We start from the raw sequence: 18,400 nt of genomic DNA, 5'->3' as shown, positions 1-18,400 counted from the left end.
ACAGATTATCTTCGTTATTTTTTATAACAGCTCAAGAAAATTATACGCCTGCAAACACTCTTGCAAAACCAGGTCGCGCCTATTCTGCAAAAATGGATCATCCCCCCATTTCCCAATTTGGTTTTTTTCCTCAAGCAAACTTAAATCCACAGCCTTTGGGACAGAAATAAATTTTTCTATCACTGCCCAGGCGAGAAGGGATGAGGATAATTCTTGTGCCAAATTCATAAATACCGCTAACTGCCAATGATTAAAGGGGGCTATCAATTCAGCAAAATGCTTTTTAGATAAATCAGGTTGTTTTTGAACATGGAAAGTATAAAACGGGACAAAATCGGTATGATAGGTTTGGTTAAACCAATAGATGACTGGCTGCCATTTTTCTTGTTGTTCAAGATAAAGATCCACGGGTAATTCTGACCAGTGAAATAAACAATCATGATCAATATCTGCTTGCCAATTTTCAACCATCTTTTTTGGATTATCGGCAATATAATCGACCGCTGTATAACATAATTTAAGCAAAAAACCAGCATGGCTGGACTGCATCTGATATTCAGAGCTAAGAGCCCTGGCTAAGCGTTCATTTGGTAACAGCAGTTTATGTCCCTTGGGGGTTAAGAAAGCTTTATTCCCCTGCTCTAAAAAAAAAGATTTGTCCTGTTTTTTTATAACAACCGGTAATATAGATCCCTGTTTCTTCATCTCTGTATCACTCTAATCCTGCAATAACCCCTTGGTATTTCCTAACATTATCAACGTCACTTGATTAATTTTTTCCTAATTTATTTTTTTCATCAAAACCTAATAATTTCCAAGCCTCCTGCATGTGGGCCGGAAGAGGCGCCGATAAAGTCAAAGGCTTTTTCCCTGGGTAAGGAATGGTGATGGCGCGCGCATGCAAATATAAATTCTTATCAAAATTATGTTCTTCCTCAGCCATTGAGCGAAAACCATATTTATCGTCGCCGCAAATGGGCGTGCCCATCAATTGGCAATGAACCCGCAATTGGTGCGTACGTCCAGTTTTTGGCCATAAAGCCAGCCAGGCATATTTTTGTCCGGCATTTTCAACCACTTGATAATCGGTAATTGCTGTTTGCCCCTCTTCCGTCACCCTAACCATTTCTTCCTGACCTGCCCTCATTTTCTGAAGCTTGGCTTTAATTTCCCCTTGTTGGATTTTGGGTACCCCACTGACCAACGCCCAATAGGTTTTGCGGATGGAATGATCCCGGAAAGCTTCGGTTAAATATTGTGCAGCCTTAATATGGCGGGCCAAAACCAGCAGCCCACTGGTTTCTTTATCCAAACGATGCACTAATTTGGGGCGCGCCTGATAATCGAACTGAAAATGATCCAGCATCCCGTCCAAATGAATGAACGTTTTACTCCCCCCCTGTACAGCTAAACCCGCGGGCTTATTAAGCACCAATAAATCTGCATCATCATAAATGATCCAATCTCGAAAATTTCTCAAATTTTTGGGTAAAGGCTTTGCCTCGGCAATTTCTGGGTTATCGACAGGCGGATCCAATAATGCTGGCGGGAACCTGATTTCTTGCCCGGCTACCAACCGTTCTGAACCAGACACCCTTTTCCCTTCTAACCGCACCTGCCCGGTTCGTAATAGTTTTTGGACACGGACGAAATTTAAAGCTGGGAATTGCCGCTGTACCCAACGATCCAGGCGCATATCATTTTCATCAAGCGTTACCTGATGGCGGTTAGATAGGTCCGTTTTATTACCCACGGCAACAATACTCCACAATTAATACCCCTAAAAACGCGGCGCTCAAAGAAAGAAATAGAGATAATCCAACATATAATAGAGATTGTCCAATTAAACCGCGGGAATAAAGAGAAAGAAAATCCAAGAAAAATGGCGGCCAACCCATATAGCCAGTTTGCTTGAGATCAGATAACGGCATATTGATCCTATCGCGCCACCAATCCCTACCCAAATTATGTTCAACATATCAGTTTTTTTTCCCAGCTTTTTGTTGGATAGCCAACCGGCGCCTTTGCAGCCACTCCAGTCTTTCTTGCAATTGCTTTTCATAACCCCTGTCGTTAGGGGCGTAAAGCGGCTGTTCCGGCAATCCTGAGGGGCGGAAACTTTGTCCGGCAAAAGCGTCGGGATAATCGTGATCATAGTGGTAATGATCCCCATATCCCAAATCCTTCATCAAACCAGTGGGGGCATTCAATATAGATAAAGGTGGCATTAGAGAACCATGTTCTATAGCCATTTTTTTAGCCTTCTTAAAGGCCATATAAGCAGCGTTTGATTTAGGGGCCAACGCCATGTAAATAACGGCTTGGCAAAGCGCCAATTCCCCTTCGGGGCTTCCCAATTTTTCATAGGCTTGTAGGGCAGCTATCCCCTGGCTTAACGCTTGGGGATCAGCCAAACCAATATCCTCAACCGCAAAACGGATTAAACGGCGGGCGATATAACGCGGATCTTCCCCACCTTCGAGTATCCTGGCAAACCAATATAAAGCCGCATCCACATCTGACCCGCGCAAGGATTTGTGCAAAGCGCTAATTAAATTATAATGGCTTTCTTGCGATTTATCGTAAACTGGGGCACGCCGTGATAAAAGGCCCGCCAAATCTTCTGGGGTTAAATCCTGCTCTTTTTGTTTGCGGGCGAAAACCGCTTCAATCATATTTAATAGATAGCGCCCATCCCCATCAGCCAAACTGATCATACTTTGTAAGGCTGCCGGTGTTAACGGCAATTTCTTGCCCAAGATCTTTTCGGCCCGTTCAATCATTTGACGAAGAACGGCTTCCTCCAAACGTTTCAGTACAAAAACTTCTAAACGGGATAATAAGGCAGCATTAATTGCAAAAGATGGGTTTTCGGTGGTTGCGCCAATTAAGATAATGGTACCATCTTCAACCACGGGCAGGAAACTATCTTGTTGGGTACGGTTAAACCGGTGGATTTCATCCACAAATAAAATGGTTTCCTGCCCTATTTGGCGATTGCGTTTAGCCAACTCAAACAGATTTTTTAGATCCTGCACGCCTGAAAAAATGGCGGAGAATGAGTGGAAATCGGCTTTTACGGAGCCCGCCAGAAGTTTAGCCAGCGTGGTTTTTCCACAACCCGGTGGCCCCCATAAGATCATGGAAGATAATTTCTGGTTTTCTACCATGCGCTCTAGAGGGCCGTCTTTTCCCAACAAATGTTCCTGCCCCACCACTTGGTTGATGGAAGTGGGGCGCAACATATCTGCCAGCGGCTTAACTGCTGTCTGCTGGAAAAGGGTGGTTTGGTTATGAAATTGGTTTTGCTTCACCGAAAATTGATCGTCCTTAATTGTCCTTGACGGTATATTTGTACTTGCAAGGTTCGAGTACCTTTCACTTTTTCTAAAGCCGCTGTTAAATCCGCAATGGTTTCAATTTTCTGCCCATTAACCGAGGAAATAATATCCCCGCGGATGAACCCCGAGCGACCAGCTAACGCGCCCCGTTCTGTGTTCAGGATAATGACCCCCGACCAAAAACCGTCCAAAGAATACCGCTCTGCAAAAGCAGGCGAGATATTACCAACCACAGCACCTGCCAGGGCATTGTCGCCTTTTAAGGTTGTTTCATTCAAATAGGGCTTATCAGGTGGTGAAATAGGCGTAACGGCAAAATTCATGGCTTGCTTATTCCGCCAAATGGTTAGGTTGATGCTATCACCAACAGTGGTAGTTGCCAGCCGGAAGCGCAAGGCTTGGGAATTTTCAATCGTTCGACCATTCAAAGCCGTCACCACATCACCTATTTTCAAGCCCGCTTGTTCTGCAGGGCTATTGGGAAACAATTGGGTGATGATGGAACCCTTACGGTCCACTAATCCCAGTTTTCGCATATTATCCAGAGATAAATCCTCGCCAGCCGCCCCTAGCCATGGTCGAATTAAACGCCCACCCGTTTTTTCTGCATTGAGAAAGGCACGAACCATGTTAGAGGGAATGGCAAAGCCAATGCCCACCGAACCACCACTGCGGCTATAGATAGCGCTGTTAATCCCCACCAAACGACCATCCATCGTAATCAATGCCCCACCTGAATTACCAGGGTTTATTGACGCATCTGTCTGAATGAAAAAAGAAAAATCGGCAATCCCTATATCCGTCCTAGCCAAGGCCGAAATGATCCCGCTAGTGACGGTTTGGTTAAATCCAAAGGGATTGCCTATCGCCAAGACCAGTTCCCCAATTTCGACTTCATCTGAATCACGTAACTGCAACGTAGGAAATGGTTGATTACCACCGCTTATCCGAATCAGCGCCAAATCAAACCTTGGATCAGCCGCCACTACCTTGGCCCCAAATTCCCGCCCATCATTCAATACGACAACAATTTCATCACTATCTTGAATAACATGATTATTGGTAACAATTAACCCTTCCGGGGAAATAATGACACCGGAACCTAATGATTGCTGTATCTGCGGTGCTCGCATCATTAAAGTATTATCAAAAAATTCCTTAAAAAAAGGATCGTCAAATAAGGGATTTTGGGAAACAGGGTTTCTGTTAACCGTTTGCGTATAAATATTGACGACCGCTGGTGATACTCTTTTAACTAGCGGCGCAAAACTCAGCTGTATTTGTTCTTGGCTGGTGGGAAGTTCCTGCGCGCTTAAAGAACCCACCGCTCCTAAAACAAAAATAATATATAAGAAAAATTTTATGGATATAGATTTCATATCTTCTCCTGATGGCTATTCTAGTTGGTTAATCATAAATGAAAAACATGCCGTATCTTGCGTGATGGATGATAAAGGGTTATGGTGGGATCATCAACAAGTCAACATCATATAACAGCCTTTATATAATCCCGTATTATTAATGTGGCAAGAAGGGTAATTTCCCCTGGGGATTATTGCAGCCCCTAAAAGAACATATAATGAACATATGTTGATTTCAAGGGCAGTCCTATTCAAGTATTTTCAACCGGAGTGGAGGTAAGGATGGGTGAGTTAAAAGAACGTACAAAATACCGAGGAGAGGATGATCCGGCAACTAAAGGCTGGGGGGAGGATAAGGATTCACCCTTTAACTCAAATGGCATCAGCCTTAGCCTCAATAGCGGGTGGGGGCAGGCGGCGGGGTGGGGTAATACCGGCTTTGATGGCGGGATGGATGAGGGGGGCATGGATGATTTCACGCTGCATTCGCCCTTGCCCGCCTTAACCCCCAAGCCTGCCGCAACCTTGATCAACGCCCATAGTTTGATGCTGGATAGCCTGATGCAGGGCAAGAAACTGCCCACCAGCAAATATCTACCCGGCCAGGTGCTGGAGGATGCGGATTTGTTAACCCACAGCTTGGCCTTGCAACAACAAGCCCAGGATGCGGCCACCCTGAACCAATCAGCCGCCAGCAATTTGCCCAAATCACTGCAAAAACATCAAACCCTTGCCTCCTCGGCCACCCTGCCCCAACAGCAAGCCTGGCATTTGCATAAGGGATTGCAACTGTTGTAAGACGCCCGGGATGAGGGGATTATCCCAGGGGAAGATGCCGAACGCTTAGGTGATGGCTTTAAACGTTCCTTAGCCCAAGACCAGGCTAACCTGTTATTGAACAACGCCCCCCATAGCATCGCCCAAGCCTTGCATACCAATCCCTTGCTGGTCGGCTTAAACCCACAAGACCGCCAACGGCTTGAGCAACGGGCCGAGCGCCGCTTGCATTCCCTGCCGCTTGATCAACAACATCAACAGCAACAAGCCTTGTTGCAACAGACCGATAACCGTCTGAAGGGTTGGTTCAGCAAATCCCAGGATTATCTGGACAAGGCCGGGCAATTATCCCCCTCTGAGCTGGCTGATCTGGAATTGACCCAGGCCTTACCCCAACACACCCTCAATCTATTGTCACAATTAAGCGCCCATGCGGTTAAGCAAAGCGCCAAACATCAAGCTTATTTGGACCGTATCCAGCAGGGGTTTAAGGATCAACCCCTTGATCCCCACAACCCAGATGATCTGCAAGCCGCGGATTACCATTTCCTTCTTAATCATGGCAAAGACAGCGATCAACAATTAGCAGGCGCCTTACCTGATCTCTTCCGCTTAACCAAGATTATCCCCAAATCTGCCAAGCCTGCCTTAAGCCGCCTGATCCACGGCCGGGATGGCTTGAAGTTCAGCCAACGCCTGGCGGAGGTTTGGCAAACCAACCCCTCCCTGGCCGCCCAATTGCCGGAGGAGGTGTTGGCCCATAATTTTGCAGCCTCCACCCTCTTGCCCGATTGGCAATTAGGCGGGGCCGCCGATCCCCACAACCGCCTCTATTACCTTCTCACTTCCCCAACCTTGCCGCCGGTGCCCAATGCTTGGGATTTTACATCCGTCACCACCCTGGTTGAAACCATGCACCAATTGCAGGATGATTTGCAAAGCTTAGAACAGCAAGCTGCCAATCATCCCGATGTCGCCATCCGCGAACGGATCCTACCTTTGCTTGCCCTAAGAAGATTAGAACTAGCCCAGTATTCCAAAGATTCTAATCTACCCCAAGCCCTATGGGTATTGCCCATCACCCCCCTCTTGAATCAACCCGATTTCATCGACCGTACCTTATCCGCCGCTGCCGATGGTGCTTCGCTTCTCTTAGGCTTACCTGGAGTGGTAGAAGATGAGTTAAAACAACTCATTGGTCCTGGACCCTTAGAAATCATCGCTCGCCAACATGGCATAAAACCCAGGCGCATCTTCGAAAAACCTGATTACTGGCGTCAGAACCTCTTTGGTTTTATTCCCAAGGCAGATGCCGAAACACTCCTTGGGCGCTTATGGCAAGCATTTGTCAGTGGCGTTACCGGCGGTGGCGCCATCGGTAAGGCTGGCATGATCGCTGGTGGTCTTGGCAACCTGACTATGCAATCTGCCAAGGAAGCGGGGTACCCGGAATATGTCCAAAACCTGTTCGGTATCCTCAGTGGCGGTGGCGCACTTGCGGGCCTGGCTCGAAACGGCAAATCCCTGGTAGCAAGCCTTGAGCGTGACGCAGCCCAACCAAATGCTACCCTAAAGCCTGGCAATCTTGAACCCCAGCCACTTTCCCCAACCCACTCTGCAACCCAGGAAATGCCTATCACCCCTGTTAACCCTTCAACCCTGAAACAAGAACCTATCCCGTTAACTTCACAAACCCCTTTACAGAACACTACAAGAACTGTATATTCCATTCATGATATTCCATCTATTTATGACAATACGCCGATTGTACGCCGACCTTTACCAAATTATACGCCTGAACAATTGGAGATTTACCGCAACCACACCAGTGATTGGCATACAAGAACGGATTGGAACATTGAAGTGCAAGATTTATTAAGCGGTCATGGACTGAAACATGTTTATGATGGGCCAAAAGCGACGGCAGATCGCGTTTTGAACCCTCAGCCGGGCGCACGCATTCCAACCGCTTCAACTCATACCTTTAGTGCTGATCATGAGGATTATTTGGTAAAAGAGACACTTAGACATAATGGCAGTATCATTGAAAGCTGGCTGCCAACGGTTACAGCAGGTAAAAGCTTAGTGCTAAAATATATCCCGCCCAACGGGGAATTAACAGGTTTTGGCATACCACGTGGCGGCACTCACTTTATGCCTACCTATAAAATGACGGTTTGGATTGTACGCACACAGAATGGCTACAGACTGTTTGATCACTTTCCCAGTTTTGAATAAAAATCCTCTAAATAAGGAGATTACAAATGCAAAAAACAAAAGATCAGTTAAATAAAGAATATGAATGGGGTATACAATTCTTATGGTTTCTAGGGATGAATATGAGCATTTTTGGAGACCCAGATTGTAAATATAAAAATTATGATGATTTTGCTAAGGGATATGCAGAACTTAGATCAAATGATAAAACGTATGTTAATGATTACTGGCAAAGCATTACGGATTTGCAAACAATGTTGGCAAAAGAGATGGATTCTTGGGAAGTGATTGGTGATGCCGCTTATACCGGTCTTGATGGCAGGGATGATGCCAAAAAATGGTTGGGGGATGAAGTCATCCCAGCTTTATTGGCCGAAGCTGAGCGGCGGGGCTGGAAAAAACCTGCTTAGGGGTAACCCTTTCCTTCGTCATTAATTAAATTAAAGGGCAGCTCGGCTGCCCTTTTTTGCTCACTCGGGCACGCCGAGTAAGCACATCTTTTTTAGGTTTTTAAGCAAAATTCTCATTTTAGCTTACTTCAATCCTCTCAATAACAAGCTCAGTTTGCGTCTTTTATAAATAGAAATAGTGGCTGATACTAGCAAGACAATTAACGAAGTGTAGATTGCTATCTCTCCCAAACAAACTGGAATAAATGTTATATAAACGAAAGTGCATAGGCTGGCGATTAAACTAAATATCCAGGAAATTATTAGGAAAAGCGCATAGGTTATTTCCGCTATATCCGTATGTCTCTGATTCTCGGACATTTTATTATTATATCTTGCAAAATTTTCCTTGCCTGCAGATATTTCTTCATTAATTTTATTGATAAAATGTAATTGTAGGTCTTTAGCAAGGTTGTTTGGGTCTATCTGTTTAAAAAAATCCCCAAGATTGTCGAGAGTCTTTTGCCTCAATTCTAACATTTCATTTTAAATAATAATTTTCTACTTTAATGGTTCTGGAATAAAAAGCCCATCTTTCCATATAAAGCCATATTACATAAGCAGCTAAAGACCATACCAGGGCAGCAATAAAAAAAGTTACATTAGGATGTTGCCCTAAGGAATTTATAGCGACAACATTGGTCAAAGCGGTCCCGTAAACAATGTAAATAATCCTATTTTGTTCAGAATTTTTATATTCGCTAACCACATTAGTAACATGAATATGTCGCTTTTCATCTACAGATTTTTCCTTCGCATCTATTTCATTCTTTTTTTCAAGAAATCTATTTTGAACTTCTGCAAATTTATCTTCCATGTCTTTCATTTTATCTATGCTCATGGTACAATTGCCTTATCTGTTAAAAATTAACAAAAGATGGAATTTTAACTCCTAGGTTTTTCTCACGGAATAAATTCTCTAGGTCTTATATCAATTACCAACAAACTCCGCAATCTGTCAGGTAATCTGCCAGCACCTGTTGAGTTTCATCTTCCAAGGCAGATGCGGAAACACCGGAAGGGCGTTTTTGCCAAGCATTTACCTGCCGCAGTTACTATCAAATAATAGCCACAAAATAACACAGATATATAGCTGGCAATAAACTAGCCTATTCCTTGATCGCCATCCGACATTGGGTAAAAAATACGTGTCAAGAAAAAACACAGCAGCCTTAAAAATTGTTCTTGCCTATCTTGCCTATTAATCGTTGGCAGCACATATTATGGACTATGCGTAATCGAAAAATTTTTACGACCTATAAGAAAGAAATGCCGCCACCCCGCGGTTGTGACCATGCTTGTTGTACCGAAGCAGGCATGTTCCGCGCCCCTAAATCGCCCCAACAATTATACGAATATTGGTGGTTTTGCCTGCCCCATGTCAGGGATTATAACAAGCAATGGAATTATTATGAGGGCATGTCAGAATCGCAAATTGAATGGTCCATCCGTCAAGATACGGTTTGGGAAAAACCTTCTTGGCCGCTGCGGGGCAACCCTTTTACCAAAATCAACCAGCGTTTCCAATTTTTTGATGAAGAAAATGAACCCTATTCCTCGCAAGAAAAGCCGCCCGCCGATGAAAGACCCACCCACATTATTATAGAGGAAAGGAAAGCGTTACAATTGTTAAATTTAGCGCCACCCGTCAGTTTCCAAGACATTAAGAAACAGTATAAACAACTGGCCAAACAGCATCATCCCGATTTAAACAGCGGTGATAATGGGGCCGAAGAGCGCCTTAAAGAAATTAATCGCGCTTATCAATTTTTAAAAACCCATGCGGTTGATGCAAAGAAAAATGATAAGGCTTCCTGAAGCCATCTTGGTCTAGCTTTGAGATGGAGTCCTTTTCTTTATTTCTTGCTATTTTTTTGATCTTCGGAAAAAATCTGGTGAATACTTCCTGTTAATATATTTTTAAAAGCGTATTAGGGAAAGTCATCTTTCTTAAAGTCCCTGATATGCTTTTTATAGGTCTCTATCATATGAACCCAAATAATAAACGCCAACCCAGCAATATAATCCCAACCAATACAAACACCTCATCACCGGATGCGGTGAGTGGCATCTTGCCTAATCTGCCCGACAGCGTTAAGTCAGCTAAAGATTTATTCGGTTTAACCGTAGATTGGCGGGTTCCTGCTTTCTCCAAACCCAGTGCCCATGTGCCTGAAATCGATCCAAATTATCGTTTTGATCCCGCCACTACGGTAGCTATACTGGCGGGTTTTATGTATAATCGGCGCGTCCTGATCCAAGGGTATCATGGCACCGGTAAATCCACCCATATTGAACAAGTAGCCGCCCGCTTAAACTGGCCCTGCATCCGCATTAATTTGGATAGCCATATCAGCCGTATCGATCTAATCGGTCGTGATGCTATCGTGCTAAAAGACGGGAAACAGATAACCGAATATAAAGAAGGGTTATTACCCTGGGCGTTGCAGCATCCGGTAGCGTTGGTATTTGACGAATATGATGCCGGGCGGCCGGATGTGATGTTTGTGATTCAACGGGTGCTCGAGGTAGAAGGCAAATTAACCTTACTCGATCAAAACCGGGTGATCAATCCACATCCAGCCTTCCGCTTGTTTGCCACAGCCAATACTATCGGCCTTGGCGATACCAGCGGCTTATATCATGGCACGCAACCCATCAATCAGGGCCAGATGGACCGCTGGCATATTGTTGCAAGCTTAAACTATCTGGCCGCTGAAGAAGAAATTGCCATCGTGCTTGCCAAACAACCATCTTACCGCACAGATGAAGGAACACGCCAAGTCAAAGCCATGGTGGCTTTGGCGGAATTAACGCGCAAAGGTTTTATGGCTGGTGACATTTCAACCGTCATGTCCCCGCGCACCGTGATCAGTTGGGCGGAAAATGCCCATATATTTCAGGATTTGGCTTTAGCTTTTAAATTGACCTTCTGGAATAAATGCGATGAGGTGGAACGACCAGTGGTTAATGAATATTACCAGCGTTGTTTCGGCAAAGATATAACCCCGCTGCCCACTCTCCAAAAACAATGAACGCGACCCTGCCCAATCATTCTTCCCATGAGCTAACGGATGAATTGCAACGCTTGCTGGGCAGCAGTATCAGAGCTTTATCAGCTAATCCAAATGCTACCTTGTCCTTAGAGGGGCTTGAGGCCAAGACGGTTGGCACCCATTTTTCCCTGCCACCCCCCCCTATCCCCCTCAATGCTGCCGACTACCAATATTTACGCGGCCAAAGCGATGCAATCGCCATGTGGCAACGGTATCACAACCCGAAAATTCATGATCGGGAAAGCCCTGAGCAAGAGTATGCCAAAGAAATTTTCAATTGTTTTGAGCAAGCACGCGTTGAATCCCTAGGATCACAAAAATATCTGGGGGCTGCTGAAAATATGGCAGCAAGCCTACAGCATCAAATCAAGCAAAGCATGTTCTCAAGCTCAACAGACGAGCAAAAGAAAATTCTGGCTTTCAAAGCCTTGGCCAATCATCACCTAACCAAACAAAAACTTTCAGAGGAAGCCCAGCAGCTTGTCCACAGTCACTTGGCGGATGAACTGCCAGTCATCCAAAACTTCCTGTCCGCCTTAGATCCCTTACAACATAACCAATCTGCCTATGCCAAAGCCTGCAGGCGGTTATTGGTACAACTTCATCTGGACAGCCTGGAGCAATCAACTAAGCATCCTGAAAACGAACAGGATTTGGAGGGTGATGCCTTCGCTGAACCGGAAAAACCTAAGCCTGCAGATGACCAGGATCCGTTGGCTGGCACCCCCCAATCAACCGATCCTGAAAATTTGGATGATCCGTCAGATGTGGAAGATACCGCCCAGTTACCGGATTTCGCAACCTCATCCCAAGACCAAGAGGCCAAGGAAGGCAGCCGTGATGGTTTGCATACACCACCCGCCGGTCATAATAGTTCGAAAGAAACCGCCTACAAAATTTTCTGCCGGGATTATGATGAAATCAAGCATGCCGATGATTTGGCAAATAGTACAGAATTGGCCCAGCTTCGTCTACAACTTGACCAGCAATTAGCTAAATTCCAACCATTGGTGGCCAAATTAGCCAATCGATTGCAACGACGATTAATGGCGAAGCAAGCCAGAGCCTGGCAATTTGACGCCGAAGACGGCTTACTTGATGCCGCCCGCTTAAGCAGAGTCGTCACCAACCCTTTCACCCCCTTATCTTTTAAAATAGAGAAAAATACCAATTTTCGAGATACGGTGGTTTGTCTGCTATTGGATAATTCAGGGTCCATGCGGGGACGCCCGATTACGATCGCCGCCATTTGTGCGGATGTTTTAGCTAGAACCTTAGAGCGTTGCGGCGTAAAAGTGGAGATTTTGGGGTTTACCACCCGCAGCTGGAAAGGGGGATCTTCCCGAGAACGTTGGATCACAGAAGGCAAACTCGGCACCCCCGGACGTTTAAATGATTTGCTGCATATTATTTATAAAGCTGCTGACCTGCCCTGGCGGCGAACCCGCAAGAATATGGGCTTAATGTTAAGGGAAGGGTTGCTTAAGGAAAACATTGACGGCGAGGCTTTGTTATGGGCGGCTGATCGCCTAATCAAACGTTCGGAAGACAGAAAAATCATGATGGTGATATCGGATGGGGCACCGGTTGATGATGCAACTTTATCGGTCAACCATTCGGCCTATTTAGAAAACCACCTGAAAGCAGTGATTGCACAAATAGAGAAACAGTCATCCCTAGAACTTATTGCCATCGGCATCGGCCATGATGTCACGCGCTATTACAAACGTGCCGTTAAAATAAATCAGGCGGAAGAATTGGGGGGAGCTATGCTGGAACAACTCAGTGCCCTTTTCACTCAACAAAATCTTGGTTTTTAAGCTTGCCAATATTTTTATTTGATTCGTTGAACAGGACAAGCTTTTTTAATCCCTCCCGATGCGACAATAATGTTTTTTCACCCCATAAAGAAGCTTTTACTTTTAGGGGAAAATACCCTATGATAGCCTTTTTATAGATTAGGAGAAATGGTTCAAGAATGCTGGAATTTTTTAAGGAATTAGCTTTATACAACCGCTGGGCCAACCAACGTTTATACCAATCTGTTGCTGGTCTTTCCTCAACGTTATACCGTGAAAACCGGAAGGCACCTTTCCACTCCATTCATGGAACGTTGAACCATTTATTAGTGGTCGACCGTTTGTGGCTTTACCGCCTAACGGGCAAAGGCACATCGCCAACCAAGCTTGATGAAATTTTGTATGATGATTTTCAATCCTTAAAGCAAGCCAGACAAGCTGAGGATGAACGGGTGTTATGGTATCTTGACTCTTTATCCCATTCATCACTTGGAAAAGATTTCAGCTACCGCGACATGGATGGAGAGGCGCAACATCAACAATTACAATTGCTGTTGGCGCATCTTTTCAATCATCAGACCCATCATCGCGGGCATGTTCACCTGTTAGTGACCCAAAGTGGTATTGAAGCCCCAGCTTTGGATTTGGTTTATTTTTTGCAAGAAAAGCAAATGGCACAAGATTGCTTTACCTGCACCACCAAGTAATTCTATGAGGCTTATTCATCTTGGTTAATATAGTTTGTTTTTCTTGCAGCAAAAATATATTGACAAAATAGGCTCAAGCTCGTTAGGTTGCGAATGGCCGCAGTGGTATATGATACTATCCGGCTGGCTATGCTGTTTTTTTATAAAAGAATAAAAGGAAATTAATATGCCTCGTTGTTGTGATCTTACCGGCAAAAAAGTACTGTATGGCAATAAAGTTAGCCATGCCAACAATAAAACGCGCCGTCGTTTTCTGCCCAATTTACAGCATGTTTCCTTAACTAGCGATGCCTTGGGGCAAACCGTCCGCTTACGTTTAAGTACCAATGCCTTGCGTTCCGTGGAAATCAATGGGGGGTTGGATGCGTTCATCTTAACCCAATGCAGTGATAAATTATCCCTTGAGGCCCGTCGCTTGAAAAAGCGGATTGAAAAAGCTGGCCTTCGTCAGGCTGCCGCCAGTTAAAACATCTATTTTAGAATTATTCAAAAAGGGGCAGTTTAACTGCCCTTTTTTATTGATGCGGCCTTCATCACTTATCCCTATTAACCCTCATTTTCGAAGCCTTGGCATTTATGTGAATTATGTCTTGCAAAAACAACCGGGCCTATTATGGTTCGCCTCAGGAACAACGTTCCTAAAAATTATCATCGAATACGGGCTTTATGATTTTTCCCAAGGAGTAGAGTAGATATGGCATCCCTTATCCAAGACTGGCTGAACCTTTCCCAATCCCTGGCACCGGAATGGATGCTGTTGATTGATTGGCTGATCTGCAACGCTGCCATTTTATTATTATTACGCTTGTTCGGGGCCTTCGGCCTGACCTTATTTATTGTGGTTGCAGTTATTGGTGCAAATATCCAAGTGTTGACTGCTTCCAATTTCACCCATCTCAACGGATTTTTGGAAAGCGGTTTAATGCCGCTCGGCACTATTCTTTTCTCCGCAAGCTATTTAGCGACCGACAGTTTAACTGAATTTTACGGCAAGAAAGCCGCCCAGCGCAGCGTGCTGTTGGGTTTCGCTGGCGCCATTTTGTTTACCCTGATGATGTTCGTGGCTTTAAGCTATCGCCCCTTGAGTGTGGCTGAGGCGGGAACGGATATGGCTTGGGCTATGGAGAACCAGGGGCATATGATGGCGTTGTTCATGCCGATCCCTGCGATTATCGCGGCCAGTGTTTGCTCATTCCTCATCAGCCAGATGAATGATATTTGGGTTTTCCTGTTGATCAAATGGCTGACCAAGAACCGCTTTTTGTGGTTGCGGGCCAGCCTTTCAACTGCTTTCTCAGGGCTTGTTGACAATATCATCTTCAGCACGTTGGCCTGGGTGGTGTTTAGCGAAAATCCCGTAAGCTTTGAGGTGTTGTTATCTTATATCTTTGGCACCTATCTGATCCGGCTGCTATTGGCCATCACCGAAGCCCCAGTGATTGAATTGGCCCGCTTCTTTGTGCCGAAACGCGACCGTCAAGCGAAAGCTGCGTAAGTATGAGCCTGTATCCGCGCTTTGATTTCACCATTCAAGCATCCGACCCGAACAGCTTGGCGCGGGTCGGGTATTTGACCACCCCACATGGGGGCCTTGAGACACCTGCTTTCATTTTCTGCGCCACCCGCGCCGCGATGAAAGCGGCAACCCCAGCTGATTTGGTGGCCAGCGGCACCCAGATTATTTTATCCAACACCTATCATCTCATGCTGCAACCGGGATCGGAATTGATTGCCCGCCAAGGGGGTTGCATAAATTTTGCGGCTGGAACGGGCCGATGTTAACCGATTCCGGCGGGTTCCAGATATTCAGTTTGGGGCATGGGTCGGTTGCTGATGAGATTAAAGGCCGAGGGTCACCGAATCGTCCGCAAACTTTGCTGAAAATTACCGAAGAAGGGGCGCGTTTCCGTTCCTACATTGATGGGCGGTTGCATATGCTGACGCCTGAGCGGTCCATTCACATCCAGCGAGAACTCGGGGCTGATTTGATTGTGGTGTTGGATGAATGCACCCCCTTCCATGCCGATAAGGCTTATACCGGGCGTTCTTTGTCCATGAGCCACCGGTGGGGCAAGCGCTGTATGGATGAATTCGCCCGCGGTTATGATAAAGGCAATGACCAGCAAGCCTTGTATGGTATTATTCAAGGCGGCGTGTATGAGGATTTACGCCAGGAAGCCGCTGATTTCGTGAACAGCCAGCCTTTCTTCGGTCACGCGGTGGGCGGCACCTTGGGGGGTGATAAAGCCCAAATGCAGGAAGTGGTGGCTTATGCCACCCGAAATTTAAAGCGTGACCGGCCCATTCATTTGTTGGGCATTGGCGGCATCAGCGATATTTTAAGCGGGGTTGAGCAAGGCATTGACACCTTCGACTGCGTGGCCCCCACTCGCATGGCCCGCCATGGCGGCGCGTTATTACCCAAGGCGGATAAGGAGCGGATTAATCTGAACAATGCCTGTTTCCGCGAAGACCCGAATCCCTTATGGGATGAATGCCTGTGTTATTGCTGCAAAAACTTTTCCCGCGCCTATCTGCACCATCTGCTAAAAAGCAAAGAGATACTTGGCATGCAATTGGTCACCATCCATAACATTTCCATCATGAATCGCCTGCTGCGTGACATCCCGCAGGCAATGCAATCCCGCAAAATGGTAGTTAGCGGAGGTGAAGCGAAATGGTTGGGTTGAGATAAGAGGCTTACTTGTAATCGTGTGTTTCTATTTTTCCAAATTATTCAAGAATGAATTTCTAGTTAGAGCTTTTTGGTAATAAAAGGAATATTTTTATTGACGTTAATTGGCGTTATGTGAACTCTATTAAAAAAAACTTTCTATTTAGGATTGCCTGCACTTGATAATAGGATTGTTATTTAGCTTTTGCTTCAATAGAGCCTAATTGTATTCTTGTATCAAGTGTCTGAAAGGTAATCCTAATAATATTAGCTTGGATAATTTTACTCTCCATATCAGAATCAGATAATTTCCCACGTTTAGCTGCAACAGGAACAAATTCAATAATCGCCACTACGGCTCTGTTCCTACCTATTTGTTGCGTGATTTTTCTAGCTTCTTCCTTGTTAACAAACCAAGTTGCGAACTGAGCACCATTGTCAAAAGTTAACGCGATATCCTCATGAGCAGATGGATATGAATCATACGATAAATAGCTATTATCTGAGAAATCTAGGAAAAATGCCGTCTGATCAGAATCATATTCTTGAAGTTCTAGATTCGTAAAAACAACCAAGGATTTTTTCTGAAATAAACTATTTGTTTGTTCTAGAATTATTGGCTCGAGCTTTTCTAGAAAATCTTGCCTCGCAAACGCGTTGGGATTTATCAAATATTCTGGATAGTTTAAAGCAATTTCTTTCCAGGGAATCTGTGCACCGGATAATTTATAATAAATTAAAGCCATATCTATATCTTCTACCTCATAAGGCTGCTGAGCAAATCCTGGGTTGAAGCTGAACATAAATAAAAAAAGTATTTGGCTCAGTAGAATTTGGATTTTTTCCATGCAAGTTCCTTTAAAATTACGAGTAATGCTGATTTTAGCAATTTTTTCACCTATGAAAAACTCACTCGATTTTCCTTTTCATCCCTTATTATTTTAAGTTACTTAATTCACTGCAGTTCCCACTGCCTCCCGAACATTACCATAGCCGTCTTGCTTCAGATATTGGCGAAGACCACGTTGGATTTGGTAAAGTAAGGGGAAACCCCCATACACTAGCCCGGTGTAAAGCTGCACCAAATTGGCGCCAGCCTTGATTTTTTGGTAGGCTTGCTCTGCTGAGGCCACTCCCCCCACCCCAATGAGTGGTATTTTGCCCTTGGTCAGTGCGCAGGCTGCAGCCAAGGTTGCAGTGGATAAGTCAAACAAGGGTTGGCCGCTTAGGCCGCCCGCTTGTGAGGCATGCGGGTTTTTAGGGAAGCAGGGCGTTTAATGGTGGTATTGCTGATGATCAAACCATCCAGCTGATATTGCAGGCAAAGTTGGATAACGTCTTGTAATTGATTGGCCTCTAAATCAGGGGCAATTTTTAATAATAACGGCGGATTAGTGGCCGTTTGCAACCGTGCTTGGCTTAACGCCGCCAATAATCCTTCCAATTGTTTGCTATGTTGCAAATCCCGTAATCCGGCCGTGTTGGGCGAAGAAATATTCACCGTGATATAATCAGCAACCCCTGCCATTTTTTGCCAACCCATCACGTAATCGGCCACGGCATCGGCACTGTCTTTGTTTTTGCCAATATTTACGCCAATGATGCCAGCAGTTTTCGCCCTTCCTCGCTGCAACCGCTCATAAGCTACTGCTTGCCCGTGATTGTTAAAACCCAAGCGGTTAATCACGGCCTGATCTTCCGGCAGACGGAAAAGGCGGGGCTTATCGTTTCCTAACTGCGGCTTGGGGGTTAAAGTCCCCACTTCCACAAAGCCAAAACCAAGCCGCAGCATGGGGGCAAAAACCTCAGCATTTTTATCAAAGCCGGGCGCCAACCCGATGGGGTTGGGGAAAGTTTTTCCCCATAATTGCTGGCTTAAGAAAGAATCATTTGCGGATGGTTTGGGGCTACCTAACATCGCTGGCAGCAATTTTGGCAATTGCTGAAAAGACCTTATCACCAAACGGTGAGCGGTTTCCGGGGCCAGCAAAAATAGCAAGCGTTGTAACATGAACAAAT

At 45.3% G+C, this 18,400-nt stretch carries 15 protein-coding genes and 2 pseudogenes; 10 read left to right on the top strand and 7 right to left on the bottom strand.

Annotation, left to right across the window (positions count from 1 at the left end):
• Nucleotides 1-21: 21 nt before the first annotated feature.
• The 4 genes from IPP67_05960 to IPP67_05945 form a co-directional block, all read right to left on the bottom strand.
• Complete coding sequence (locus tag IPP67_05960) at nt 22-705, bottom strand: hypothetical protein (GenBank protein MBL0338710.1); 684 nt, start codon at nt 703-705, stop codon at nt 22-24.
• 64 nt (nt 706-769) lie between these two features.
• Nucleotides 770-1,696 (bottom strand): RluA family pseudouridine synthase, encoded by a 927-nt coding sequence (locus IPP67_05955; protein MBL0338709.1) that lies wholly within the window; start codon nt 1,694-1,696, stop codon nt 770-772.
• A 283-nt stretch (nt 1,697-1,979) separates the two neighbouring features.
• Nucleotides 1,980-3,245 carry a replication-associated recombination protein A gene (locus tag IPP67_05950; protein MBL0338708.1) on the bottom strand — a complete coding sequence of 422 codons (1,266 nt, stop codon included), beginning with the start codon at nt 3,243-3,245 and terminating at the stop codon, nt 1,980-1,982.
• A 65-nt stretch (nt 3,246-3,310) separates the two neighbouring features.
• Complete coding sequence (locus IPP67_05945) at nt 3,311-4,720, bottom strand: Do family serine endopeptidase (GenBank protein MBL0338707.1); 1,410 nt, start codon at nt 4,718-4,720, stop codon at nt 3,311-3,313.
• A 264-nt stretch (nt 4,721-4,984) separates the two neighbouring features.
• On the opposite strand from IPP67_05945, the gene IPP67_05940 reads away from it, so the two are divergent.
• The 3 genes from IPP67_05940 (at nt 4,985) to IPP67_05930 (ending at nt 8,106) form a co-directional block, all read left to right on the top strand.
• Nucleotides 4,985-5,500: a hypothetical protein gene (locus IPP67_05940; protein MBL0338706.1), complete on the top strand. Its 516-nt coding sequence runs from the start codon at nt 4,985-4,987 to the stop codon at nt 5,498-5,500.
• Between the two features lie 96 nt (nt 5,501-5,596).
• A complete protein-coding gene (locus IPP67_05935; protein ID MBL0338705.1) occupies nt 5,597-7,717 on the top strand; it encodes a hypothetical protein in 2,121 nt (706 codons plus the stop codon).
• A 26-nt stretch (nt 7,718-7,743) separates the two neighbouring features.
• Entirely contained in the window at nt 7,744-8,106 is a 363-nt protein-coding gene (locus IPP67_05930; GenBank protein ID MBL0338704.1) for a hypothetical protein, read from the top strand.
• A gap of 520 nt (nt 8,107-8,626) precedes the next feature.
• Here the strand turns inward: IPP67_05930 and IPP67_05925 are convergent.
• The gene (locus IPP67_05925; GenBank protein ID MBL0338703.1) at nt 8,627-8,986 is read right to left on the bottom strand and encodes a hypothetical protein; all 360 of its coding nucleotides are present in this window, start codon (nt 8,984-8,986) and stop codon (nt 8,627-8,629) included.
• A gap of 389 nt (nt 8,987-9,375) precedes the next feature.
• On the opposite strand from IPP67_05925, the gene IPP67_05920 reads away from it, so the two are divergent.
• The 7 genes and pseudogenes from IPP67_05920 (at nt 9,376) to tgt (ending at nt 16,397) form a co-directional block, all read left to right on the top strand.
• Nucleotides 9,376-9,963, top strand: a complete 588-nt coding sequence (locus tag IPP67_05920; GenBank protein MBL0338702.1) for a J domain-containing protein — start codon at nt 9,376-9,378, stop codon at nt 9,961-9,963.
• A 170-nt stretch (nt 9,964-10,133) separates the two neighbouring features.
• Nucleotides 10,134-11,180, top strand: a complete 1,047-nt coding sequence (gene cobS, locus IPP67_05915; GenBank protein ID MBL0338701.1) for a cobaltochelatase subunit CobS — start codon at nt 10,134-10,136, stop codon at nt 11,178-11,180.
• Nucleotides 11,177-13,021 carry a cobaltochelatase subunit CobT gene (locus IPP67_05910; protein MBL0338700.1) on the top strand — a complete coding sequence of 615 codons (1,845 nt, stop codon included), beginning with the start codon at nt 11,177-11,179 and terminating at the stop codon, nt 13,019-13,021. Before cobS ends, IPP67_05910 begins: the two co-directional genes overlap by 4 nt.
• 158 nt (nt 13,022-13,179) lie before the next feature.
• Nucleotides 13,180-13,707, top strand: coding sequence for a DinB family protein (locus IPP67_05905; GenBank protein MBL0338699.1), 528 nt, complete (start codon nt 13,180-13,182; stop codon nt 13,705-13,707).
• A gap of 166 nt (nt 13,708-13,873) precedes the next feature.
• Nucleotides 13,874-14,173 carry a 50S ribosomal protein L28 gene (gene rpmB / locus IPP67_05900; GenBank protein MBL0338698.1) on the top strand — a complete coding sequence of 100 codons (300 nt, stop codon included), beginning with the start codon at nt 13,874-13,876 and terminating at the stop codon, nt 14,171-14,173.
• 228 nt (nt 14,174-14,401) lie between these two features.
• Nucleotides 14,402-15,202, top strand: a complete 801-nt coding sequence (locus tag IPP67_05895) for a queuosine precursor transporter (GenBank protein MBL0338697.1) — start codon at nt 14,402-14,404, stop codon at nt 15,200-15,202.
• Between the two features lie 2 nt (nt 15,203-15,204).
• Nucleotides 15,205-16,397: pseudogene (gene tgt, locus IPP67_05890) on the top strand (tRNA guanosine(34) transglycosylase Tgt).
• A gap of 178 nt (nt 16,398-16,575) precedes the next feature.
• On the opposite strand, the gene IPP67_05885 reads toward tgt, so the two are convergent.
• Nucleotides 16,576-17,229, bottom strand: a complete 654-nt coding sequence (locus IPP67_05885) for a hypothetical protein (GenBank protein MBL0338696.1) — start codon at nt 17,227-17,229, stop codon at nt 16,576-16,578.
• A 102-nt stretch (nt 17,230-17,331) separates the two neighbouring features.
• A pseudogene (locus tag IPP67_05880) lies at nt 17,332-18,392 on the bottom strand (quinone-dependent dihydroorotate dehydrogenase).
• Nucleotides 18,393-18,400 lie beyond the last annotated feature (8 nt).

Source organism: Rhodospirillaceae bacterium, assembly GCA_016722635.1.
Taxonomy (GTDB): Bacteria; Pseudomonadota; Alphaproteobacteria; order JAEUKQ01; family JAEUKQ01; genus JAEUKQ01.
Note: the sequence above shows the minus strand (reverse complement) of the source record. Positions and strands in the feature narration are given on the sequence as shown.